The organism is Streptomyces sp. NPDC045021 (assembly GCF_056432645.1).
Genome location: NZ_JBWKIQ010000013.1, coordinates 126,143 through 149,189, shown reverse-complemented (window position 1 = coordinate 149,189; position 23,047 = coordinate 126,143). Strand labels below are relative to the sequence as shown.

The window sequence follows — 23,047 nt, the reverse complement described above, 5'->3', positions numbered from 1 at the left end:
CATGACCGCACCAGCCGTACCGACCGCGACCGACGGGCCCGCCACGGGCGAACCCGTGGTCGGCTTCGACAGCGTGAACAAGAGCTTCGGCCCTGTGCACGCTGTCGCCGATCTCACCTTGACCCTGCACCCCGGCGAGACCGTGGCGCTGCTCGGTCCCAACGGGGCCGGCAAGTCCACGGCCCTCGATCTGCTCCTCGGGCTGCGCAACCCCGACTCCGGCGGCATCACGGTCTTCGGCACCAGCCCGTCGCAGGCCATCGCGCAGGGCCGGGTCGGCGCGATGCTGCAGAGCGGCGGCCTCATGGAGGACGTGACGGTGCGGGAGATCATCTCCCTCGCCTGCGCGCTGCACCCGCGCGCCTACCCGGTCGACGAAGTGCTGGCCACCGCCGACATCACCGACATCGGCGACCGCAAGGTCAACAAGCTCTCCGGCGGCCAGGAGCAGCGGGTCCGCTTCGCGCTCGCCACCGCCGGTGACAACGATCTGATCGTGCTCGACGAGCCGACGGTCGGCATGGACGTCACCGCCCGCCAGGCGTTCTGGGCGACGATGCGCCGCCGGGTCGACGAGGGCCGCACGGTGCTCTTCGCCACCCACTACCTGGAGGAGGCGGACGCGATCGCGGACCGCGTCCTGGTCCTGCACCGCGGCCGGCTCATCGCCGACGGCACCGCCGCCGAGATCAAGGCACGGGCCGGTGCCCGCCGGATCACCTTCGACCTCCAGGGCGCGATCGACGAGCCGGCCCTCAAGGCCCTGCCGCACCTGGTGGGCGTCGAGGTGTCCGGGGCCACCGTCCGGATCCGTTCCGACGACGCCGACGCGACGATGCACGCGGTCTACGGTCTCGGGCTCTACCCCCGCAACCTCGAAGTGGCGGGCCTCGGCCTGGAACAGGCGTTCCTCGCCATCACCGACGCAGCATCCGCCGAGGAGGCGGAAGAGCGATGAAGACTCTGATCAAGCTGGAGATCCTGCGCGTCCTGCGCAACAAGAAGTTCATGTTCTTCTCGGTGATCTATCCGCCGCTGCTCTTCCTGATCATCACCGCGGGTACCGACCCCAAGGCGAAGCTGCCCGGCACCGATCTGTCGACGGTCGCGTACTTCATGGTCGCGATGTCCGCGTTCGGCGCCATGACGGCCGTCCTGATGGGCAACGCCGAGCGGATCGCCCGCGAGCGCGAGAAAGGGTGGGTGCGCCAGCTGCGGCTGACCGCGCTGCCCGGCCGCGGCTACGTCACCGCGAAGATCGCCTCGGCGGCCACCATCAGCCTCCCGTCGATCGTGCTGGTCATGCTGGTCGGCGCGGGCGTGAAGCAGGTACGGCTCGACGCCTGGCAGTGGGGCGCGATCCTGCTGTGCAGCTGGGCCGGCAGCTTCGTCTTCGCCGCGCTCGGGGTGGCCATCGGCTACGTGGCGTCCGCCGACGTCGCCCGGCCGATCTCGATGATCGCCTACTTCGCGCTGGCGCTGCTCGGCGGCCTGTGGGTGCCCTTCACGTCCTTCCCGCAGTGGATGCAGAACATCGCCGAGTACCTGCCGGCCCGCCCCTACGCGGCGCTCGGCCAGGCCGTCGAGCTCGGTGACGCGCCGCATGTGAAGGACATCGCGATCCTCGTGGTCTACCTGCTGGTCTTCGCGGGCGGCGCGGCGTACCTGTACCGCAAGGACACCCAGAAGGCGTGACACCGTGAAGCCCGTGAAGCCCATGAACCTCTCCTTTGGCGACCGCGCCGCACGAGAGAGCTGGCCGCCGTGGCGCGAGGAGGTGGAGGCCGCGGACTCCACCTCCATGGGCCGCGTGCCGGAGACCCGCAGGCAAGCGGTGGTCAAGCTGCTGTGGATCGCCATCTGGATGCTCTATCTGGGCGCCCCGGTGGACGACCTGTTGCACGGCGGCCACGGGACCGCGGTGGTCGTGCTGGCCTCCCTGGGCCTGACGGGATTCGTTGTCGCCTATCTGTCGCTGGTCTTTCTGCGCACCAACACCGAGGACGAGGGGCGCTGGGTCTACTGGGTGCTGAGCGCCCTCTTCGCGCTGGCGGTGGTCACCTCGGCCACCCTGGGCAAGTCCTGGCTGGTGCTCTTCGTCTACGTCTCGGTGGCGTGCGGGGCGGTGCTGCCGCCGACCCGGTCCCGCTGGCTGATCCCGGGCGCCACAGGGGCGCTCGCCCTGATCGGCTCGTTCGTCGACACCACGGGGGACCTCTTTCCCGCGCTGCTGATTCCTTGCCTCCTCGGGGGGTTCGCGATGGTGGGCATCAGACAACTCGTCCAGACGATGCGGGAGCTGCGCGAGGCACGGGAGACCGTGGCGCAGCTCGCCGCGACCGAGGAACGGCTGCGGCTCGCCCGCGACCTGCACGATCTGCTCGGCCACTCGCTCTCCTTGATCACGCTCAAGAGCGAGCTGGCCGGCCGGATGCTCCCGGACCGTCCGGTGGACGCCGCGCAGCAGGTCGCCGACATCGAGAAGGTCAGCCGCCAGGCGCTCGTCGACGTCCGTGAGGCGGTGAGCGGCTACCGCCGCCCGACGCTGGCGACCGAGCTGGCCGGGGCCCGTACCGCACTGGCCGCCGCGGGGGTCGGCGCCGACCTCCCGATAGATCTGCCGATCATCGTGGAGCAGACCCTGCCCCGGCTCGCCCCGGACACCGAGGGTGCGCTGGCCTGGGCCCTTCGCGAGGCGATCACCAACGTCATCCGGCACAGCGGCGCCACCCGCTGCGTGATCACCCTCGTCGAGCATTCCGACGACGGCGCCGGCACGGTCGTCCTCACCGTCACGGACGACGGCCGCGGCCCCGCCGGCGGTCCCGGCAACGGCCTCACCGGCCTGGAGGAGCGCCTGCTGCTCGCCGGCGGCAGCCTCTCCACCGGCCCGGCGGACCCGACCGGCTTCACGCTCAGCGCGAGCGTGCCGCGCCGTGCCCCCGTCGTGACGGCCCCGCCCGTCGCCTGACCGGGTACGAGTGGCGTCACGCCCCCCGTTCGGCCCTGTAGCGGTTTCCCCCGGGGATCCGTCGGCTACCTATCTTCGGCCGAAGGCCGCATCGGTCCGGCTCCGGTTCGCCGGCCGCCGGCCGCATTCCCAGGGCTCCAGGGAGAACGCATGGCTTCACCACGTGCCACGAGCGCCGATCCGGGGCCCGGCTCCGCGCGAGTGGGAGCGCTGCGCAGGCTCGGTGAATGGTGCGCCCGGCGCTTCGTCGTGGTCATCATCGTCTGGCTGGTCGCCCTGGCCGGGCTGCACGTCCTGCAGAACACCGTCGGCGGCACCTACTCGGACGACTTCTCGCTGCCGGGCACCCAGTCGAACACCGGCCAGCAGGTGCTGCAGAAGAACGCCCCGGCCTCCAGCGGCACCAGCGGCCAGGTGGTCATGCACGACCCGAAGGGCCCGCTGACCGGCGTCACGGACCAGATCAACCAGACCGTCGCCGCGCTTCAGAAGGTCCCGCACGTGACCTCGGTGGTGAGCCCGCTGCCGGCCTCGCCGTCCGCACCGCCGACCGGTGCGATCTCCAAGGACGGGACGATCGGCTACATCACCGTCCGCTTCGACAGCAATCCCACGTCGGTGGGCGAATCCCTGGTCGACAACGTCGACGGCGCGGTCGCCCCGCTGCGCTCCGCGGGCGTCGACGTCGAGTACGGCGGTCCCCTCGGCGAGGCCGCCCGGCCGGACACCAAGGACTTCACCAGCGAGGCAATCGGGTTCGCCGTCGCGGTGGTCGTGCTGCTGGTCGGCTTCGGCAGCGCCATCGCCGCCGGTCTGCCGCTCGTCAGCGCGCTGATCGCGGTGATCGTCGGGCTGAGCTGTCTGAGCCTGGTGGCGGCGGCCTTCACCTTCGCGAGCGTCTCGCCGACCCTGGCCACGATGATCGGGCTCGGCGTCGGCATCGACTACGCGCTGTTCCTGATCACCCGCTACCGCCAGCTGGTGATGGACGGCGACGATCCGCCGGTCGCGGCGGGCCGTGCGGTGGCCACCAGCGGCCGGGCGGTCCTGGTCTCCGGCTGCACGGTCATCGTCGCGCTGGCGGGCCTGTACGTGTCGCGGGTCAGCTTCATCGGCAAGCTGGGCGCGGCGGCGGCCGTCACGGTGGTCACGGCGGTGATCGGCGCCCTCACCCTGGTCCCGGCGCTCCTCGGACTGATCGGCCGCAGGATCGACCGCTTCACCGTCCGCAAGCCCGTCGCGGAGGGTACCGAGGGTCTGGACGGCGAGGCGCAGGGCGGCTGGCACCGGTACGCCCAGCGGGTGGAGCGCCGCCCCTGGTGGTTCCTGCTCGGCGGGGTGGTGGTGATCGCGGTCCTGGCGATCCCGCTGCTGTCGATCCGGCTCGGCCATATCGATGACGGCGCCGATCCGACCACCTTCACCGACCGACGGGCGTTCGACCTGATCAGCGAGGGCTTCGGGCCCGGCGCCAACGGCCCGCTGACCATCGTGATCGACCAGACGAACGTACCGTCCGCCGACCGGGCGGCGCTGGCCACCTCGGTGCAGAAGGCGCTCACCGGCGTACCGGGCGCGGCGAGCATCAGCCCCCCGCAGCCCACCAGCAACGGCCAGGTGCTGATCTCCACCGCGATCTCCCAGGTCGCCCCGCAGGACGCGGGCACCACAGATCTGGCCAACCATCTCCGGGAGGACGTGCTGCCGAAGGCGGTGTCGGGCACCGCCGCCGCCTCGTATCTGACCGGGACGACCGCCGCCCAGGTGGACTTCCTGGACCTCATCTCCGCACGATTGCCGCTGATCATCGCGGTCGTCGTCGGGCTGGCCTTCATCATCATCCTGACCGTCTTCCGCGGCCTGCTGGTGGCCCTCAAGGCCGCGGTCCTCAACCTGCTGTCGATCGCCGCCTCGTACGGGGTGGTGGTCGCGGTGTTCCAGTGGGGCTGGGGCGGCCCGGGTCTCGGGGTCAACGGCAAGGTACCGATCGAGAGCTATGTGCCGATGATGATGTTCGCCATCGTCTTCGGGCTCAGCATGGACTACGAGGTGTTCCTGCTCTCGCGGGTGCACGAGGCCTGGGAGCGCACCGGGGACAGCAAGGGCAGCGTCGCGCACGGCCTGGAGATCACCGCACGGGTGATCACCTGCGCCGCGCTCATCATGGTGAGCGTCTTCGCCGCGTTCATCCTCAGCGACAACATCGTGATCAAGATGCTGGGGCTGGGCCTGGCGGTGAGCGTGCTGATCGACGCCACCATCGTGCGGCTCCTGCTGGTGCCGGCGGTCATGACGCTGCTCGGCCGGCACGCGTGGTGGATGCCGCGCTGGCTCGACCGGGTGCTGCCGCACGTGGACGCGGAAGGTACCGCGGCGGCCTGAGGCAGCCGCGGCCCTACCCTGGCCGTATGACTGTGGCCAGTGGCGAGTCCCCCGCGCGGAACGTACGAGTCCTGCTCGCCGACGACCAGTCGATGGTGCGGGAAGCGCTGGCCACGTTGCTGGGCCTGGAGGACGACATCGAGGTGGTCGCCCAGGTCGCCCGGGGTGACGAGGTGCTGGCGGCGGCCCGCGCCCACCTGCCCGACGTGGCGCTGCTGGACATCGAGATGCCGGGGCTGACCGGCATCGAGGCGGCGGCGCAGCTGCGCAAGGCGCTGCCGGACATCAGGATCGTGATCGTGACGACCTTCGGCCGCCCCGGGTACCTGCGGCGGGCGATGGAGTCCGGCGCCGAGGCGTTCCTGGTCAAGGACGCGCCGGCGTCCCAGCTGGCCGACGCGGTGCGGCGGGTGCTGCGCGGTGAGCGGGTCATCGACCCGACGCTCGCGGCGGCGGCACTGGCCGACGGCGCCGACCCGCTGACCGCCCGCGAGCGGGACGTACTGCGGGCGGCGGCGGACGGTTCGGTCAATGCGGAGGTGGCGCGGAGCCTGCTGCTGTCGGAGGGCACGGTCCGCAACTACCTCTCGACGGCGATCCAGAAGACGGGCGCCCGCAACCGGGCGGAAGCGGTGCGGATCGCCCGCGAGAAGGGCTGGCTGTAGCCGCCCTCCCCGGCGGCCGCGCGGCGGCTCAGTTCAGCAGCGCACGAGCCGATCTGGCCTGCCGCTGAATGGATTCCGCGGCCTCCGGATCGATCACCTGCAGCATCTCCGCGTAGGCCTCCATCTCGGCCGCTCCCTGGAGGAAGTCACCGCGCCGGACGAGGAGTTGGGCGCGCTCGTAGCGCAGCCGGGCCGGGTGGCGGGGGAGCAGCAGGGCGAGCTCGACGGCCCACAGCTGGACGCCGATCTCCTCGGGCCGGGCGGCCGCCCAGGCGCGGATGTTGTTGAGCACCCGCAGCACGATGTCGAGCGGGTCGGCGGCCACCAGCATGCCCGGCGACAGCGGTGCGCCGGTCGCGCCCGCGACCAGCAGCCCGGCGTCGTCGGAGGTGAGCACCCGGCCGCCGCGGAACGGGTCGGCGAGCACGAAGTGCCCGGCGGGATCGCCCAGGCCGACGACGAAGTGGCCGGGCAGGGCGACACCGTAGACCGGCCCGCCGGCCCGCCGGCCGACCTCGATCCAGACCACCGACAGCAGGATCGGCAGCCCGCGCCGCCGTCGCAGCACCTCGTGCAGCAGCGAGGACTCCAGCCGCCCGTAGTCGGCGGGCAGCCCGGCGAAGCCGCAGGTGCCGCCGAGGAGCGTGGACAGCGCGCGGGCCCAGTCGTCGGGTGTCGCGAGGCCGTAGGGCAGCATCCCGGCCAGCCGGTCGAGTTCGATCTGCGCCGCGTCCAGACCGGTCTGGCCGAAGTCCGGGTCGGCCTCCGCGCTGATCAGCAGGCACAGCTCCGCGAGGTCGGGCCGCTCCTCGCGGGCCGCCTCTGCGAAGCGCTCACGCCACTGGCCCGTCACGGCGACGGCCGCCGGTAGTGGTAGCCGTGATGGGTGGTGAAGCCCATCCGGTCGTACAGCGCCCGCGCGGCGTCGTTGTCCGCCTCGACCTGGAGATACGCGAACGACGCGCCCTCCTCCACAGCCCGCTGGGCGAGCGCGGCCATCACCGCGGTGGCAAGCCCCCGCCGCCGGTACGCGGGCTCGACCTCGACGGCGCCGAACAGCGCCCACCGGCCGTCCACGACAGCGCGCCCGATCGCCCCGGGCGCGGTGGCGAACCAGACCGAGGGCCCGCCGAGCACCACTTTGAGCGCCTGTTCCGCCAGCTCACCCGTGCGGTGGTACGACGCGAGCCAGGAATCCCCGGGCTCCCGGGTCAGGGTGACGCCGCCCGCGCCGGGCAGCTCCGCGAGCGGCGCGAGAGGCGCCGTGCGGACCAGGGTGTCGGCCTCCCGGAGCCAGCCGCGCCGGTCGAGCTCGGCGGCGAGCGGCGCGTCGTCGGGGACCTGGAGGTACGGGGTCGTGCCGCGCCCGCGGTACCAGCGCGTGACGAAGGCCAGCGCATCGTCCAGCGGTACGCTGGGATCACCGTGGGCGAGTACCGAATTGGCCCGTCTCGTGAAGCCCCCGGCGGCGCGGAGCGTCCACTCGCCCAGCCGCTCGGTCTCCGTCGCCGGCCAGGCGCGCGAGGCCGCCTCCTGGAGCTCCCCGGGGCTGACGCGGGCGCTGCGGCGGACCGGGGCAGGGGGCACGATCTTGCCCGCGACCAGCGCCGATTCCGCGATCCGGACGGTTTCCCCGTCCCGTCGAGTGACGCACACCACGCCGTGATCCCACGATGCGAGAACACCGACGGTGTCGCTGAACGTAGGCTGCCCGTCAACGATCTCCAGTACCCGCCGTACCGAAACGCGTTTTCCCACGTCAGCAGGGCTGATGCGGACCACTAGCCGTCCTGTGGCGGCAAAATCCATAGTCATCAGTGCCCCTCTTGTTCGTCTCATGCCCAGGAACGGAGATACTAGGGGCGGGCATCGACGACGCCGCGCTCCCGCGCGAGATGAGCCCTACCGAGGAGGAACGACAGCGTGACCTACGTCATCGCGCAGCCTTGTGTCGACGTCAAGGACAAGGCGTGTATCGAAGAGTGCCCGGTCGACTGCATCTACGAGGGCTCCAGGTCCTTGTACATCCACCCGGACGAATGCGTCGACTGCGGCGCGTGTGAGCCGGTCTGCCCCGTCGAGGCCATCTTCTACGAGGACGACACCCCGGAGGAGTGGAAGGACTACTACAAGGCGAATGTGGAGTTCTTCGACGAGCTCGGCTCGCCCGGTGGCGCCTCGAAGCTCGGGCTGATCGAGCGGGACCACCCCTTCATCGCCGCGCTGCCTCCGCAGAACGGCTGAGCAGGACCGCACGTCGCGTCGGTCCCGTACGGGGAGGCTTCCGTACGGGACCGACGTCGTTCTCCAGTCCAGGAAAGTGAGCACCAGCGTGGCGCCAGTCTCCGACCGTCTCCCCGTCTTCCCCTGGGACCGGCTAGAGCCGTACAAGGCCGCGGCCGCCGCACACGCCGACGGCATCGTCGACCTGTCGGTGGGCACCCCCGTGGACCCGGTCCCGGCCGTGATCCGCAAGGCGCTGTCCGCGTCAGCGGACAGCCCCGGCTACCCGCTGACGTACGGCACCGGTGCGCTGCGGGACGCCGTCGCGGAGTATCTGCGGGACCGGCTCGGCATCGCGGGCGCGCTGCCGGCGAACGTGCTGCCGCTGATCGGCTCCAAGGAGCTGGTCGGCTGGCTGCCGACGCTGCTGGGGCTGCGCGAGGGCGACCAGGTCGCCTACCCGGAGCTGGCCTACCCGACGTACGAGATCGGGGCGCTCGTCGCCCGCGCCGAGCCGGTGACGTACGCCGACCCGGTCACCGATCTCGACCCGTCGCGCGTCCGGCTGCTCTGGCTCAACACCCCGTCGAACCCGACGGGCCGGGTGCTGGACGCCGACGCGCTGCGCCGCATCGTGGAGTGGGCGCGCGAGCACCACATCCTCGTCGTCTCCGACGAGTGCTACATCGAGCTGGGCTGGGACGCCGAACCGGTCTCCGTGCTCCACCCCGACGTGTGCGGCGGCAGCCACGACGGCCTGGTCGCCGTCCACTCGCTCTCCAAGCGCTCCAACTTCGCCGGGTACCGGGGAGCGTTCCTGGCGGGCGACGCCGCCGTCGTCAAGGAACTGCTGGGGGTGCGCAAGCACACCGGCATGATCGTCCCCGCGCCCGTGCAGTCCGCGATGATCGCCGCGCTCGGCGACCGCGAGCACGCCGTCGTGCAGAAGGAGCGCTACGCCCGCCGGCGGGCCGTGCTGCGGACCGCCTTCGAGGCCGCGGGATTCCGGATCGAGCACAGCGAGGCGAGTCTCTACCTGTGGGCCACGCGCGGGGAGTCCTGCTGGGACACCGTCGGTGACCTGGCCAAGCGGGGCATTCTGGTGGCGCCGGGCGAGTTCTACGGTCCGACGGGCGCGAACTTCGTACGGGTCGCGTTCACCGCGCTCGACGAGCGGGTGGACGCCGCGGTGCGCCGGCTGGCCTGATTCCTTCCCGAACAGCCGCAAGGGCCCGGAGAGCCGACGCTCTCCGGGCCCTTGCGCGTACGGGTCTGCCCGACTAGCCGATCGGCAGGCTGCCGAGCGGCAGCGAGCTGGTCGGCAGGGTGTGGACCGGGAGGGCATCCGCCGACGGCAGCGAGGAGCCGCCGGGCAGGCCGGCGACCGGGAGCGTCTCGGCGCCGGGCAGGCCGGCCGCGCCCACGGACTTGGTGGTCGAGCCGAGGAGATCGCCGGCGGAGCCCGTGGCATCGCCCGCGGTCTTCTGGGCGGCCGGGGTGGCGGTCTTCCCCGCGGTGCCGACCGTCCTGCCCGCCGCCGGGACGGCGGTCTGCACGGTCTTGCTGCCGGTCTCGGTGGCCAGGCCGCTGGCCTGCTGGGAGGCGCCGTCGAGGGTGTTGCCCAGGTTCGCGCCGTCGAGGTTGGTCAGCCCGCCCAGGTCAGCCGTCTGCGGCAGCTCGGCGGCCGACGCGCCGCCGGCGCCCAGCAGGGGAGCCGCGGCCGCACCGATGAGCAGGGCAGCACGGGCGATCCGACGCGAAAGGGGGAGGGACATGGTGCTCCTTTTACGGAGGGGGAACGGGACATGTCCGCCGGGCGGACGTGCTGACTACCGCTCCAGGAGCCCGAAGGTTGCGGTCGTTCGAGGTAAAGAGTTGGTAATGCGTCGCATAATAGTGCTCCGGCAAAAGAGGCCATTCCGGTCATGGACGGAAGAAGTGAGGAAACGTCACTTCCCTTACGTGACAAGGGAATTGGCGGCCAGTCGGGGGAATTGGGCGCTTCCGGGGTTTGACGTGGTCGCCATGCGCTTGCGGGGGATGCGCCGCACTATTGCGCGACCGTGATCCGTACGTCTCCGTCGGCGGCCTCGGCCGCACTGGTGTCGGACTTCTGCCACCCCTTGCCGGAATCGGCCGCCCGCCACTGCTTGTCCTGGAACGAGACCTTCTCGACCTTCAGGGCGTCGGAATGGGCCACCGCCCACTGGGCCAGCTCCCAGCCGCGGCGCTTCCCGTCCCCCTCCGCCGCGCCACCGGCGGGGGCGGACGGCACCTGGACGGTGCGCCGGCGCGCGGTGCCGCCACCGGCCCTGCCCTCGGCCGGCCGCGGTGCGACCTGCGGTCCGAACTCGCGGGCCAGCTGCTTGCGCACCTGCGCGGGATCGCCCGTCGTGACGGTCTCACCGGAGCCCCGGGTGCAGGTGAGCGCACCGGGCTGCCGGCCGGTCAGCGCCGAGGTCAGCAGGGTCGCGTCCGCCTCGTGCTTCGCGTACGCCTGCGGGAAGCCGCTCTTCTGCACCCGCTGGGCGGCCACGGTCAGCGGCAGCCGCGAATAGCCCTCGATCTTCACCAGCCCGTCGAAGAACTCGTTCGTGGCGTGCACCGGGTCCATGATCTGCTCGGGCGTGCCCCAGCCCTGCGAGGGCCGCTGCTGGAACAGGCCGAGCGAATCGCGGTCGCCGTGGTCGAGATTGCGGAGCATCGACTCCTGCATCGACGTGGCCAGCGCTATCGTCAGCGCGCGCTCCGGCAGACCCCTGGACGTCGCGACCGCGGCGATCGTCGACGCGTTCGCCGCCTGCTGCGATTCGAGCTTCAGGGTGTTGCCGTCCGCCGCCACCGTGCACCCGGCGCGCTGGGCGCGGTTCTCGACGACGTAGTAGACGCCGTACCCGGCGATCCCGAGCAGGACGAGACCCGCCACGGTCAGCCGGAGTCGGCGGCCGTGCCGGCGAGGGCGCCGCTCCGGTGTCGGCGAAGGCTGGGACATGACGCCACCGTACCCAAACACCGCTCCGCAGCCTCGAACGCCTGCACCGGACCCGGCACGTCGCGGGGGCCGGCCGGTGCCGCCGGTAGGGTCGGGGTCATGACCGCAAGCCCACTCGACCTCAGCCAGGATGCCGCCGCCGTCACGGCGCAGCTCGTCGACATCCCCTCCGTCAGCCTCGCCGAGAAGGCGCTGGCCGACATCGTGGAGCAGGCGCTGCGCGCGCTGCCCCACCTGACCGTGGACCGGGACGGGGACGCGGTCGTGGCGCGGACGAACCTGGGCCGCGCCGAGCGGGTGGTGCTCGCCGGACACCTGGACACGGTGCCGATCGCCGACAACCTGCCGTCGCGGCTCGACGCCGACGGACTGCTGTGGGGCTGCGGCACCACCGACATGAAGTCGGGCCTCGCCGTACAGCTGCGGCTCGCCGCGACCCTGCCCGAGCCCAACCGCGACCTCACCTTCGTCTTCTACGACGCCGAGGAGATCGCCGCCCAGTTCAACGGCCTCAAGCGGCTCGTCGAGAACCACCCGGAGTGGCTGGCGGGCGACTTCGCGGTGCTCCTGGAGCCCACCGACGCCCAGGTGCACGGCGGTTGCCAGGGCACCCTGCGGGTCAGGGTGCAGACCACCGGCCGCCGCGCCCACTCGGCGCGCAGCTGGCTCGGCGAGAACGCCATCCACAAGGCCGCGCCGATCCTCGCCCGGCTCGCCGCCTACGAGCCCCGCCGGGTCGTCATCGACGGGCTCGTCTACCCCGAGGGTCTGAACGCGGTGATGATCGAGGGTGGGCACGCGGGCAATGTGATTCCCGACACGTGCGCCGTGATCGTCAACTACCGCTTCTCGCCCGATCAGACCGAGGCCGAGGCGCTCGCACACGTCAACGAGGTCTTCGAGGGATTCGACGTCGTGCCCACCGACAGCGCGCCCGGCGCGCTGCCCGGACTCTCCCAGCCGGCCGCCGCCGCTTTCGTCGCGGCCATTGGAACCGAGCCTTTCGGCAAGGAATCCTGGACCGACGTGGCCCGTTTCTCCGCTCTCGGCATCCCGGCGGTCAACTACGGCCCCGGCAATCCCAAGCTGGCCCACACCCGCGAGGAGAACGTGTCGGTGGCCGCCGTCCTGGAGGCCGAGGAGCGGCTGCGCGCCTGGCTCACCGCCTGACGTTCCGGACGCGCCGGGTGCCCGGCGGGAACCGCGTGGGCCGTTATCCGCGTGATGTTCCTGCCATGGTGTGATCGGATGCGACCGATCGTGTGGGGGGAAGAAGGCCGTTCCATGGGACTGACCAGTCCGCTGTTCTTCGTTGCGCTCATCGTCGCGGCCGTCGCGGCCGTGGCGGGAGCCGTGCTGCTGTGGGGGCGCGTGCCGGGCCCCCGGCTGATCCGGCTGCCCGCCCGCGTCGGGATGATCGTGGTGTGCCAGCTGACGGCGGTCTTCGTGGTGATGGCCGGGGTGAACAACCAGTACGGCTTCTACGCCTCCTGGGACGACCTGCTCGGCGGCGGCAGCGGCGGCGGCAGCATGAACGCCACGGCGAAGCACAAGCCGCCGCCACCGGGACCGCCGCAGCTGACGGTGAAGTTCGACCCGTACGCGCAGGGGTTCCGCAAGGCCGACGTCCACGGCACGAAGTCCGGCGCGTCGGGCGACGTCATGGTCTGGACGCCGCCGCAGTACGACAAGAAGGAGTACGCGAACACCCGCTTCCCGGTGATCGTGGTGCTGCACGGCCTGCCCGGAAGCCCGCGCAGCTTCCTGCGCGCGATGCGGCTCGGCCAGATCATGGAGCGCCAGATAGCCGCCGGCAAGGCCGAGCCGGCCATCCTCGTGCTGCCGACGATCACGCCGAACGGCGCCAAGGCCGGGTGCGCCGACGCGCCGGGCCGCGGCAAGGGCGGCACCTGGCTCGCCCAGGACGTGCCGGACGTGATCGCGCACAACTTCCGTACCCTGCCCGCCCCGAGCGGCTGGGCGGTGATGGGCATATCGACCGGTGGCTACTGCGCCGCCCGGCTCGCCCTCGACTACCCCACCCGCTACGTGGCGGGCGCCGCGCTGGCCCCCGACAACCCCGCCGAGGGTCCCCGCTCGCCGCTGTGGCTGGCCCACAACACCAAGCCCAACGTGGACCTCCTGGTCGGGTCGAGCGTCCAGGACCCCGAGAGCCCGCCGCGGTTCGCCGACTGGCTCGGCCACGCGGTCCAGGCGCCGACGACCGTCACGCCCATGTTGCTGGACACCGGCGGCCACAACTGGAAGACCTGGGGACGGATGTTCCCCGACGCGCTCACCTGGGTGAGCAGCCATCTGGAGGCGCCGCGCGTTGTGCCGCTGGCCAGCCCGGACGCGCAGTGATGCGTCGTACGCTGCTCGCATGAGTAGCGCACGCAGGGAAACGAGCAACGCGCAGGAGGCGGCAGCGGCGGCCAACGAGGCGGCCGAGCGCTCTTCTCCGCAGGGACAGGGCTGGCCCGAACGCCACACCGGGCCGGTGGTCCGGCGGCGCGGGCAGGTGCAGGCCGGGACGACCGACCAGCGGCTGCTGGACAGCCGCGGCCCCTCGGAATGGGTGCACGGCGATCCCTGGCGGGTCATGCGGATCCAGTCCGAGTTCGTCGAAGGATTCGGCGCCCTGGCCGAACTCGGCCCCGCCGTCAGCGTGTTCGGCTCCGCGCGCACCCCGGTCGACTCCGTGGAGTACGCGGCCGGCATCCAGATCGGCCGGGCGCTGGCCGAGGCCGGCTTCGCAGTGATCACCGGCGGCGGCCCCGGCGCGATGGAGGCCGCGAACAAGGGCGCGGGCGAGGCGGGCGGGGTCTCCGTCGGACTCGGCATCGAGCTGCCCTTCGAGCAGGGCCTCAACCCCTACGTCGACATCGGCGTGAACTTCCGCTACTTCTTCGTCCGCAAGACGATGTTCGTGAAGTACGCGCGCGGCTTCGTGGTGCTCCCCGGCGGATTCGGCACCCTGGACGAGCTGTTCGAGGCCATCACCCTCGTCCAGACGAAGAAGGTCACCCGGTTCCCGATCGTCCTGTTCGGCACCGCGTACTGGAAGGGCCTCGTCGACTGGGTCCGGGGCACCCTGGTCGACGGCGGCAAGGCGTCGGCGGCCGATCTGGAGCTGTTCCACCTGACCGACGACGTGGACGAGGCCGTGGCGCTCGTGACGAAGGAGACCGAGGGCTGAGCGGGACTGATCCGGAGCCCTGCCGGCCGGGCCGAGGTCCCTACGCCAGGCCGCGGCGTGCGACCGCGGGCGGCCGGTGGCCCGCGATGGAGGCCACCATGTCGAGGACCTGACGGGTCTCGGCGACCTCGTGGACGCGGTACACCCGGGCTCCGAGCCAGGCCGAGACCGCGGTGGTCGCCAGCGTCCCGATCAGCCGTTCCTTGACCGGTCGGTCGAGCGTCTCACCGACGAAGTCCTTGTTGGACAGCGACACCAGCACTGGCCAGCCGGTCTCCGCCATCTCCGGGAGCCGCCGTGTCGCCTCCAGCGAGTGCCGGGTGTTCTTGCCGAAGTCGTGCCCGGGGTCGATGAGCACGGCGTCGCGCCGCACCCCGAGCGCGACGGCCCGCTCCGCGAGGCCCACGGTGACCCGCAGGATGTCCGCCATGACGTCCTCGTACCCCGTGCGGTGCGGGCGGGTGCGCGGCTCGACGCCGCCCGCGTGCGTGCAGACCAGCCCGACGTCGTAGCGGGCGGCGACCTCGGCCAGCTTCGGGTCGACGCCGCCCCAGGCGTCGTTCAGCAGATCGGCGCCCACCTCGCAGACCGCCTCGCCCACCTCGTGCCGCCAGGTGTCGACACTGATCACGACGTCCGGGTGGCGCCGGCGCACCTCGCCGACGAAGGCCACCGTGCGGCGGATCTCCTCCTCGGCCGAGACGTCCTCGCCGGGACCGGCCTTGACCCCGCCGATGTCGATGATGGCGGCGCCCTCCGACACCGCCCGCTCCACGCGCAGCAGGGCCGGTTCGTCGGTGAACGTGGCGCCCTGGTCGTAGAACGAATCGGGTGTCCGGTTCACGATCGCCATGATGACGAGCTCGTCGTCGCCGAACTCCCGCCTGCCCAACCGCAGCATTTGCGTGTGCCTCCCTGTAGGTCGCCCGCCAGCGACGATAGCCGCAGGAGGCCGCCGACCCTCCACAGGAGGGCCCCGCGGGGGCCGGGCATGGCACCATCGTGCAAACACATCGCGCGGCCCCGGGAGACGGTCTTGTTCTGGTTCATGCTCATCGCGCTGGTCGCGGTGGTCGCCGCAGTGGCACTGGCCGTACTCGGCGACGGCGGAACGCTCCGCAACGCGGACCCGGACCGGATCGACGACCGGCTGCCCTCGGACCGTCCGCTGGTCCGCTCCGACATCGACGCGCTGCGGCTGCCGGTGGCCGTGCGCGGCTACCGGATGCTCGACGCGGACGAGGTGCTGGACCGCCTCGCGGCGGAACTGGCCGAGCGGGACGCGCGCATCGCGGACCTGGAGGCGGCTCTGGCCGGCGCCCAGGCGACCGCCCTGGCCACGCCGTCGCTGCTGGACGCGCCGCCCTCGCTGCTCAAGGAACCGGAGGACCGTCCCCATGAGTGAGCGCTCCACGGTGACCGGCGAGGACGGCCTCGCCCGCTGCCCCTGGGGGCTGTCGGCGCCGGAGTACGTGGAGTACCACGACGGCGAGTGGGGCCGCCCGGTGCACGGCGACGACGCGCTCTTCGAGCGGCTCTGCCTGGAGGCGTTCCAGTCCGGGCTCTCCTGGATCACGATCCTGCGCCGCCGCGAGGGGTTCCGCGCCGCCTTCGCGAACTTCTCCATCAAGGCGGTCGCGGAGTTCACCGACGAGGACCGGGTCCGGCTGCTCGCCGACCCCGGCATCATCCGCAACCGCGCGAAGATCGACGCGTCCCTCGCCAACGCTCACGTGGCCGCCGGGCTGGGCGCCGGCGGCCTCGACGAGCTGATCTGGTCGCACGCGCCGGACCCGGCGGGCCGGCCGGTGCCGCGCACGCTCGACGACGTACCGGCGACCACGCCCGAGTCGGTGGCGCTGGCCAAGGACCTCAAGAAGCACGGCTTCCGCTTCGTCGGGCCGACCACGGCCTACGCGATGATGCAGGCCTGCGGCCTGGTCGACGACCACCTGGCCGGCTGCCACGTCCGGACCGCCACCGCGTAGGCCCCAGGCGCGGCTAGTGCTCTGGCCGGAAAGGTTTGCCTGGTTCGCGGCGGCCGGCGCGGTGCATCGCGAACCGGTGAACCTTTCCGGTCAGAGCACTAGCGGCCCAGGTAGCGCGGCGGCTCCTTCTTGAGGAACGCCTCCACGGCGATCCGGTGGTCCTCCGACGCGCCCGCGACCGTCTGGAGCTCGTCCTCCTTCTCCAGCGTCTCCAGGAGCGAGTGGTCCGTCCCGTACGCCAGCGACGCCTTGATCGCCGCGTACGCCACGGTGGGCCCCGCCGCGAGGCTCCGTGCCACCGCCAGGGCCTCCGCGGCCAGCTCCGCGGCCGGGACGACCTTGTTGGCGATTCCGAGCTCCAGGGCCTCCTGAGCGGTCACCTTGCGGGGGAAGAGCAGCAGATCGGCGGCCCGGCCGTGGCCGATCAGGCGGGGGAGGGTCCACGACGCGCCCGAGTCCGCGGTCAGTGCCACCCCCGCGAAGGACGTGTTGAAACTCGCGGTGTCGGCGACCACCCGGTAGTCCGAGGCGAACGCCAGACCCGCCCCGGCGCCCGCGGCGACGCCGTTGATCCCCGCCACCACCGGCTTCGGCATCGTCGCGAGGGCCGTCACGATGGGGTTGTAGTGCTCCCGGACCGTCGACATCGTGGCGCCCGTGCCGGACTTCCGGTCCTCCATCAGCAGGCCGACGTGCTCCTTGAGGTCCTGGCCGACGCAGAAGGCGCGCCCGGTCCCGGTCAGCAGAACGGCCCTGACCTGGGAATCCGCCGCCGCGCCCCGGACGGCCTCGCGGAGCGCCACCTTTGTCTCGATGTTGAGGGCGTTCATCGCGTCGGGACGGTTCAAGGTGATGGTCGCGAGCCCGTCGCTCACCTCGTACAGCACGCTGTCGGACATGGCAGATCCCCTTCGTCGCGGCTCCGGTCCTGGCCAGCATGCCGGAGATCGCCACAGGCGAACATGTGACGTACGTCAAACATTCAACGGGGCGAATGCGGCACGGATGGGGAGTGCGGCGGCGAAGTATCGCAGTCCGATCACCGAATTGGCCGGTTTTGTGGGAGGGGTTTCTCGAACGGATGGGAACCGATGTTGGTCATCAGGTCGGCACATGCGGGATAATGGTCGAGAACCAATGTGTTCGAGTCCGAGCTGGTTTCAGGAAGGGGAACGAGCATGGCGGCCATGAAGCCGCGGACGGGTGATGGCCCGCTCGAGGTCACCAAGGAGGGGCGGAGCATCATCATGCGCGTTCCGCTCGAGGGCGGCGGACGGCTTGTTGTCGAGCTGACTCCTGACGAGGCGGATGCCCTCGGCGACGCGCTGAAGAAGGCCATCGCCTGACACGAGCGCGTTCCCAATAAACGTCACGGCCCCGATTCCTGACCGTTCCAGGTCCGGAACCGGGGCCGCTGCCGTATCCGCGGGGTGGTGTCCGCAGGGCGTCGCCCGGTGCCGCCGAGGTGGTTACGCGCCCCGGCGGACCGCGCACAGCAGCCCGTCGTCGGTGGGCAGCAGGACCGGCGCGAAGGCCCGGCTGTCGCGGACCGCGCGCATCAGCTCGCGTAGCCGCACGGCCTCGGTGTCCTGGTGCGCGGCGTCCAGCGTGCGGCCCTGCGCGAAGGTTCCCTCGAAGCAGACCAGTCCGCCCGGGCGCAGCAGGCGCAACGATTCGCCGAGGTAGTCCAGGTACTCCAGACGGTCGCCGTCGCAGAAGACGAGGTCGTATCCGCCGTCCGCCAGACGCGGCAGGACCTCCAGCGCGCGGCCGGGGATGAACCGGGCGCGGTTGGCGGCGAAGCCGGCGTCCCGGTAGGCCTCGCGGGCCAGTTGCTGGCGGTCGGGTTCGGAGTCGACGGTGGTCAGCACGCCGTCCGGGCGCATGCCGAGCAGCAGGTGGATGCCGGACACGCCGGTGCCGGTGCCGATCTCGACGACGGCCTTGGCGTCGGAGGCGGCGGCGAGCAGCCGCAGCGTCGCGCCGGTTCCGGGGGACACAGGGCGCAGACCGGACTCATGGGCGCGGCGCCGGGCTCGTATCAGCGCGTCGTCTTCGGCGACGAAGGCGTCGGCGAACGCCCAGCTCGCCTGCCGGTTGCCGGTAATGGCCCTCTCCCTGTCCCCGTCGGTGTTGCGGCCCGCCCGGCGACTGTATCCGTCCCCAGCTACCGCTGGGTGGTGCCCCCAGGGCCGGGAACCCGTTGAGGAGGGTACGCGTTAGTAGGGCGGGACCAGGAACGGTGCGGTGCCGGGGAACACCCCGGGGTGGCCGTCCGGATCAGGTCCCCGGCGAGACAGCGCACTTATCCGGAGCTAACGGGCGAGGTGGATATGGTAGTGGCTCTACTGGAGACCACCAGAGCCGACAGGGGAGGTGCGGCTGCGGCCGGTGATCGGGGAGTGCTCCGGCATATTCTCAGGTCTTCCGGACAGCCGAAATCCGTGACCAACACTGCTGACCGTTCACGCAACGATGTACCCGCCAACGCGACCTTCGCCACCGACGGGGAGAACCAGGCGTGGACGCCTCCTTCCTGGGAGGAGATCGTCAGCACGCACAGTGCCCGCGTCTACCGCCTGGCGTACCGCCTGACGGGCAACCAGCACGATGCCGAGGACCTCACCCAAGAAGTCTTCGTCCGTGTCTTCCGTTCCCTGTCGACGTACACGCCCGGCACCTTCGAGGGCTGGCTGCACCGCATCACCACCAATCTCTTCCTGGACATGGTGCGACGCCGTCAGCGGATCAGGTTCGACGCGCTCGGCGACGACGCGGCGGAGCGGCTCCCGAGCCGTGAGCCGTCCCCCGCACAGCACTTCAACGACACGCACTTCGACGCGGACGTCCAGCAGGCGCTGGACACCCTCGCGCCGGAGTTCCGGGCCGCGGTCGTGCTCTGTGACATCGAGGGTCTGTCGTACGAGGAGATTGCCGCCACCCTGGGCGTCAAGCTGGGCACGGTCCGGAGTCGGATCCACCGCGGCCGTTCCCACCTGCGCAAAGCCCTTGAGCACCGTTCCCCCGCGGCCCGACCGGGACGCGCGCTGGCCGCCGCCATGACGAAACCGGGCCTGGAGGGCGGGAGAGCGTGAGCAGTAGCGGTACCGGCCAGCAGCAGGGCACGCCTGCCGAGCAGCATCTCGGGGATCGCCTCGCCGCGCTCGTCGACGGGGAGTTGCCCGACGACACCCGGGAGCGGGTGCTCGCACATCTGGTGACGTGTTCTCAGTGCAAGACAGCCGCCGATGAGCAGCGCCGGCTGAAGAACGTCGTGGCGACCACAGCCCCGCCGGCCCTCTCCGCGGGCCTGCTGGCCCGTCTCCAGGGACTGCCGGGTGGCGACGACGAGGGAAGAGGCCCGTTCGACGGCGGCCTCTTCGGTGGTGGTGATGTCTTCGGGCAGGGCACGGCGGAGGAGTTCTCCTTCCTGTCACCCGGTCCCGATCTCGCCGCACCGACCGATGTACGGTCCCGGGGTTTCCGGATCCATGAGGTCGAGCGTTCGGCTTCCGGGCCCGGTTCTGCCTCCCGCGGCCGGCGGTTCGCCTTCGCGGCGGCCGGTGCGTTCTCGATGGCGGCCATCGCGCTCGGCGGCGCGCTCCCGATGGACGCGGCCATCGACAACGGCGCACCCCGCCCCGAGGAGCAGGGCCCCGCGGTCGCCCCGCCCGGCGCCAACTCGGTCTCCGACCTCAAGCCGCTCCGGGACGACATGGTGAGCGCGGCGGAGGACCGCTATCTGCGGCACCCCCCGATGGCCGGCGTCACGCCCGCCTCGGTGACCCGTTCGCTGATGGCGCCCCTCGCGGCACCGACCGCCACCCCCGTACCGACCGCCTCGCTGACCCCGGCGGCCACTCCAGGACCTGCCGTACACCACTGACGCGCGCCGCTGAGGCCATCCGGCCGCGTGGCACTTGCGGAGTTCCGCATTCCGCCCGCAGGCTCGAAGGATGAGCGATCAGGCGGACCGGCCGCAGTGGTGGAGTCGCCCGGCGGGCCAGGAGCCCGGTGCGAGCGGCGCGGGGGCGTCAGCACCCGCCCCGGACGAGGCGTTCCCCGACCCGTACCTGCTCTCGCAGTCGTCCGGCCGCCATCCCCAGCCCGCCCCCTGGCACCATTCCAAGGCCCCTGCCCGCCCCCGTGGCAGGAGGGCGGCCCCGCTGATCGCTGGCGCGGCGCTGGTGGCGTTGCTCGCCGGCGGGATCGGCGGAGCGGCCGGCGTCTACGCCGAACGGCACAGTGCCGGTGAGAGCAATCAGGTGACACTGCCCCAGGTCTCCGAGGGCACCGGCGACCGCGCCGGCGACAGCATCGCGGGGATCGCGGCCAAGACACTGCCCGGCGTCGTCTACATCCATGTGAAGGGCGCCGCGGGCGAGGACACCGGCACCGGGTTCGTTCTGGACACCAGGGGCCACATCCTCACCAACAACCATGTCGTGGGCGCCGCGGGCAAGGGCGCCGAGGTCCAGGTCACCTTCAACGGCGGCCAGCTGAGCAAGGCGACCGTGGTCGGGGTGGACACCGGCTACGACCTCGCCGTCATCGAGGTCAGCGGGGTGTCGGGGCTGCGCCCGCTCACCTTCGGCAACTCCGACTCGGTGCGCGTCGGCGATCCGGTGGTCGCCATCGGCGCCCCGTACGGCCTCGAAGGCACCGTCACCGCGGGCATCATCAGCGCCACCCGCAGGCCGATCACCGCGGGCGGCAGCACCGACGGCACCGACGTCAGCTATGTGGACGCCCTGCAGACCGACGCACCCATCAACCCCGGCAACTCCGGGGGCCCGCTCGTCGACGGGAAGGGCCGGGTGATCGGCATCAACAGCGCGATCCGGGCCGCCGACGACGGCACCGCGGCCGGCGGCCAGGGCGGCAGCATCGGGCTCGGCTTCGCGATCCCGGCCAACCAGGCGAAGCGGGTCGCCGAGGAACTGATCAACACCGGCCAGGCCACCCATCCGGTGATCGGCGTAACCGTCGACATGACCTACGACGGGGACGGCGCCCGGGTCGGCAGCAAGGCGGGCGCCGCCGCCGCGGTGACCCCCGGCGGACCCGGCGACCAGGCCGGCATCGAGCCCGGTGACGTCATCACCGCGGTCGACGGCGAGCGGGTGCACCGCGGCGAGGAGCTGATCGTCAAGATCCGCAGCCACCGCCCGGGTGACCGGCTCGCACTCACCCTGACGCGCGCCGGATCGGAGCGTACGGTCGAGCTGACCCTGGGTTCGGCGACCGGGAACTGACCCTTTACCTGGTGGCGACGTACTGTTGGCCCAAGCCACTCCCGCGCCGACCGCGCGGCCAGGTACGGTAAGTCGACCCGGACCCTGCCCACCCGGCTGTGGACGTCCCAAGGAGCTGCAAGGTGTTCTTCGACATAGGCCCGATGGAGATGATCGCGCTCGTCATCCTTGCGGTGCTCGTCTTCGGCCCGGACAAGCTGCCGAAGGTCATCCAGGACACCATGTCGTTCATCCGAAAGGTGCGGGCCTTCTCGGACAGCGCCAAGGAGGACATCCGCAAGGAGCTGGGGCCCGAGTTCAAGGATTTCGAGTTCGAGGACCTGAACCCGAAGACGTACATCCGCAAGAACATCCTGGAGAACGAAGAGCTCGGCCTGCAGGATCTGCGCAACGGTTTCGACTTCCGCAAGGAGATGGCCGAGGTCACGGATGCCGTGAACGGCACCGACACCACGGCCGCGGCCGCCTCCGCCGGCGCCGCGGGAGCCGCCACGGGTACCCCGGACCGGCTCCGCAAGCGCGAGACGCTGGACAAGGACGAGCCGCCGCCGTTCGATTCTGACGCGACCTGAGTCAACCCGTTTGTCCCGTTCCACCCCGTGGGGTGGCTATTCTCCATGTGTCCGCCATCACCGTGCGCCGTTTTGGCCTCCGGGCCCGGCTCCGGTCCGGCAAGATGGCGGAGCCCAAAAGGGCATGGAGGAGGCGCCACCCCGATGGAGACGAAGACCGGCACAGCGGATCGAACGGTCGACGGCTACTTGATGGCCGACTTCCCGTGGTACGGGCTGGACGAGGCGTTCACCGGACGCCGCTGGCTGACCACGGTCGGCACCAGCGCGGACGGAACCGTGGAGCACGGCTCGATAGGGCATGGCGATGAACCGTCGATCAAGGCGGAGACCACCGACCCCGATGCCCAGCGATTCGTCGTGGTCGTCACGGTCGCCCGGCGTCCCGGCCGGCACAGCGCGGACGGCACCGGCGTGCTGGAGGCCACCTCGGTCTCCTCCGCGGCCTGGCTGGCAGGCTCCGGCCTGCTGTCCTGCACCTGGCCCACCCACATGGAGCGAGCACTGCGCCAGGATTGGCTCGACCAGCAGACCGCGACCGCCTGGGATCTCGCCGACGATCTAGCCGGCCCCCACTGGTCGACCCTGACGCTCCCGGTGGACGGCGAGCCCACCGCGTTCCACTACCGGGAGTCCGAGTACGGCTGGGTCCTGGCGGGCTCCGCGCGCGGCGCCCACCTGGGCGCGTACGGGCGAGGCATGAGCGCGTACGGGCTGGGGCTGTCCGTGGTCAAGGACATCACGACGTACGACGGCTGAGAGCCGTCATGACGGTGCCCCCGACCGCACCGCGGCCGGGG

25 protein-coding genes are annotated in these 23,047 nt (G+C 71.6%); 18 read left to right on the top strand and 7 right to left on the bottom strand.

Features of this window, described 5'->3' with window-relative positions; translation table 11 throughout:
• Position 1 precedes the first annotated feature (1 nt).
• The 5 genes from AC07DC_RS32775 (at position 2) to AC07DC_RS32755 (ending at position 6,018) form a co-directional block, all read left to right on the top strand.
• Entirely contained in the window at positions 2–958 is a 957-nt protein-coding gene (locus AC07DC_RS32775; protein WP_478918115.1) for an ABC transporter ATP-binding protein, read from the top strand.
• Positions 955–1,695: an ABC transporter permease gene (locus AC07DC_RS32770; RefSeq protein WP_478918114.1), complete on the top strand. Its 741-nt coding sequence runs from the start codon at positions 955–957 to the stop codon at positions 1,693–1,695. The genes AC07DC_RS32775 and AC07DC_RS32770 overlap by 4 nt, the downstream gene beginning before the upstream one ends.
• Positions 1,696–1,801: 106 nt before the next feature.
• Positions 1,802–2,971 carry a sensor histidine kinase gene (locus AC07DC_RS32765; RefSeq protein WP_478918205.1) on the top strand — a complete coding sequence of 390 codons (1,170 nt, stop codon included), beginning with the start codon at positions 1,802–1,804 and terminating at the stop codon, positions 2,969–2,971.
• A gap of 150 nt (positions 2,972–3,121) precedes the next feature.
• Positions 3,122–5,353, top strand: coding sequence for an MMPL family transporter (locus AC07DC_RS32760; RefSeq protein ID WP_478918113.1), 2,232 nt, complete (start codon positions 3,122–3,124; stop codon positions 5,351–5,353).
• A 26-nt stretch (positions 5,354–5,379) separates the two neighbouring features.
• Positions 5,380–6,018, top strand: a complete 639-nt coding sequence (locus AC07DC_RS32755; protein WP_478918112.1) for a response regulator — start codon at positions 5,380–5,382, stop codon at positions 6,016–6,018.
• Positions 6,019–6,046: 28 nt separating this feature from the next.
• Here the strand turns inward: AC07DC_RS32755 and AC07DC_RS32750 are convergent, their stop codons facing one another.
• On the bottom strand, positions 6,047–6,871 hold the full coding sequence (locus AC07DC_RS32750; RefSeq protein WP_478918111.1) for a transglutaminase family protein: 825 nt from the start codon (positions 6,869–6,871) through the stop codon (positions 6,047–6,049).
• Positions 6,868–7,827, bottom strand: a complete 960-nt coding sequence (locus AC07DC_RS32745) for a GNAT family N-acetyltransferase (RefSeq protein WP_478918204.1) — start codon at positions 7,825–7,827, stop codon at positions 6,868–6,870. The genes AC07DC_RS32750 and AC07DC_RS32745 overlap by 4 nt, the downstream gene beginning before the upstream one ends.
• Positions 7,828–7,941: 114 nt before the next feature.
• Here AC07DC_RS32745 and fdxA point away from each other — a divergent pair, with 114 nt between their 5' ends.
• Complete coding sequence (gene fdxA / locus AC07DC_RS32740; protein WP_003985062.1) at positions 7,942–8,262, top strand: ferredoxin; 321 nt, start codon at positions 7,942–7,944, stop codon at positions 8,260–8,262.
• Between the two features lie 88 nt (positions 8,263–8,350).
• Positions 8,351–9,448: a succinyldiaminopimelate transaminase gene (gene dapC, locus AC07DC_RS32735; protein ID WP_478918203.1), complete on the top strand. Its 1,098-nt coding sequence runs from the start codon at positions 8,351–8,353 to the stop codon at positions 9,446–9,448.
• A 73-nt stretch (positions 9,449–9,521) separates the two neighbouring features.
• Here the strand turns inward: dapC and AC07DC_RS32730 are convergent, their stop codons facing one another.
• Both AC07DC_RS32730 and AC07DC_RS32725 read right to left on the bottom strand, forming a co-directional pair.
• Positions 9,522–10,016: an ATP-binding protein gene (locus AC07DC_RS32730; RefSeq protein ID WP_478918110.1), complete on the bottom strand. Its 495-nt coding sequence runs from the start codon at positions 10,014–10,016 to the stop codon at positions 9,522–9,524.
• A 275-nt stretch (positions 10,017–10,291) separates the two neighbouring features.
• Positions 10,292–11,233, bottom strand: a complete 942-nt coding sequence (locus tag AC07DC_RS32725) for a VldE C-terminal domain-containing protein (protein ID WP_478918109.1) — start codon at positions 11,231–11,233, stop codon at positions 10,292–10,294.
• A 99-nt stretch (positions 11,234–11,332) separates the two neighbouring features.
• Between AC07DC_RS32725 and dapE the strand changes: the two genes are divergently transcribed.
• From dapE to AC07DC_RS32710, 3 genes are all read left to right on the top strand, one after another.
• Complete coding sequence (dapE, locus tag AC07DC_RS32720) at positions 11,333–12,403, top strand: succinyl-diaminopimelate desuccinylase (RefSeq protein ID WP_478918108.1); 1,071 nt, start codon at positions 11,333–11,335, stop codon at positions 12,401–12,403.
• Positions 12,404–12,517: 114 nt separating this feature from the next.
• The gene (locus AC07DC_RS32715; RefSeq protein ID WP_478918107.1) at positions 12,518–13,597 is read left to right on the top strand and encodes an alpha/beta hydrolase; all 1,080 of its coding nucleotides are present in this window, start codon (positions 12,518–12,520) and stop codon (positions 13,595–13,597) included.
• Between the two features lie 19 nt (positions 13,598–13,616).
• Positions 13,617–14,432, top strand: a complete 816-nt coding sequence (locus AC07DC_RS32710; protein ID WP_478918106.1) for an LOG family protein — start codon at positions 13,617–13,619, stop codon at positions 14,430–14,432.
• Between the two features lie 40 nt (positions 14,433–14,472).
• Here AC07DC_RS32710 and folP read toward each other — a convergent pair whose 3' ends face one another.
• Entirely contained in the window at positions 14,473–15,333 is an 861-nt protein-coding gene (gene folP / locus AC07DC_RS32705) for a dihydropteroate synthase (RefSeq protein ID WP_478918105.1), read from the bottom strand.
• Positions 15,334–15,468: 135 nt separating this feature from the next.
• Between folP and AC07DC_RS32700 the strand changes: the two genes are divergently transcribed.
• Positions 15,469–15,837 carry a cell division protein DivIVA gene (locus tag AC07DC_RS32700; RefSeq protein ID WP_478918104.1) on the top strand — a complete coding sequence of 123 codons (369 nt, stop codon included), beginning with the start codon at positions 15,469–15,471 and terminating at the stop codon, positions 15,835–15,837.
• Complete coding sequence (locus AC07DC_RS32695) at positions 15,830–16,420, top strand: DNA-3-methyladenine glycosylase I (RefSeq protein WP_478918103.1); 591 nt, start codon at positions 15,830–15,832, stop codon at positions 16,418–16,420. The genes AC07DC_RS32700 and AC07DC_RS32695 overlap by 8 nt, the downstream gene beginning before the upstream one ends.
• Before the next feature lie 98 nt (positions 16,421–16,518).
• Here AC07DC_RS32695 and chcB read toward each other — a convergent pair whose 3' ends face one another.
• Positions 16,519–17,319, bottom strand: coding sequence for a 2-cyclohexenylcarbonyl CoA isomerase (gene chcB / locus AC07DC_RS32690; protein WP_478918102.1), 801 nt, complete (start codon positions 17,317–17,319; stop codon positions 16,519–16,521).
• Between the two features lie 279 nt (positions 17,320–17,598).
• Here chcB and AC07DC_RS32685 point away from each other — a divergent pair, with 279 nt between their 5' ends.
• Positions 17,599–17,766, top strand: coding sequence for a DUF3117 domain-containing protein (locus tag AC07DC_RS32685; RefSeq protein WP_069464762.1), 168 nt, complete (start codon positions 17,599–17,601; stop codon positions 17,764–17,766).
• 123 nt (positions 17,767–17,889) lie between these two features.
• On the opposite strand, the gene AC07DC_RS32680 is transcribed toward AC07DC_RS32685, so the two are convergent.
• Complete coding sequence (locus AC07DC_RS32680; protein ID WP_478918202.1) at positions 17,890–18,528, bottom strand: O-methyltransferase; 639 nt, start codon at positions 18,526–18,528, stop codon at positions 17,890–17,892.
• A 225-nt stretch (positions 18,529–18,753) separates the two neighbouring features.
• Between AC07DC_RS32680 and sigE the strand changes: the two genes are divergently transcribed.
• The 5 genes from sigE to AC07DC_RS32655 all read left to right on the top strand — a co-directional run bounded on the left by sigE (position 18,754) and on the right by AC07DC_RS32655 (position 23,006).
• Entirely contained in the window at positions 18,754–19,515 is a 762-nt protein-coding gene (sigE, locus tag AC07DC_RS32675) for an RNA polymerase sigma factor SigE (protein ID WP_478918101.1), read from the top strand.
• Positions 19,512–20,306 (top strand): zf-HC2 domain-containing protein, encoded by a 795-nt coding sequence (locus AC07DC_RS32670; protein ID WP_478918100.1) that lies wholly within the window; start codon positions 19,512–19,514, stop codon positions 20,304–20,306. Before sigE ends, AC07DC_RS32670 begins: the two co-directional genes overlap by 4 nt.
• A gap of 70 nt (positions 20,307–20,376) precedes the next feature.
• Entirely contained in the window at positions 20,377–21,675 is a 1,299-nt protein-coding gene (locus tag AC07DC_RS32665; protein ID WP_478918099.1) for a S1C family serine protease, read from the top strand.
• A 122-nt stretch (positions 21,676–21,797) separates the two neighbouring features.
• A complete protein-coding gene (locus AC07DC_RS32660; protein ID WP_478918098.1) occupies positions 21,798–22,247 on the top strand; it encodes a sec-independent translocase in 450 nt (149 codons plus the stop codon).
• A gap of 144 nt (positions 22,248–22,391) precedes the next feature.
• Positions 22,392–23,006, top strand: a complete 615-nt coding sequence (locus AC07DC_RS32655) for a hypothetical protein (RefSeq protein WP_478918097.1) — start codon at positions 22,392–22,394, stop codon at positions 23,004–23,006.
• Positions 23,007–23,047: the final 41 nt, after the last annotated feature.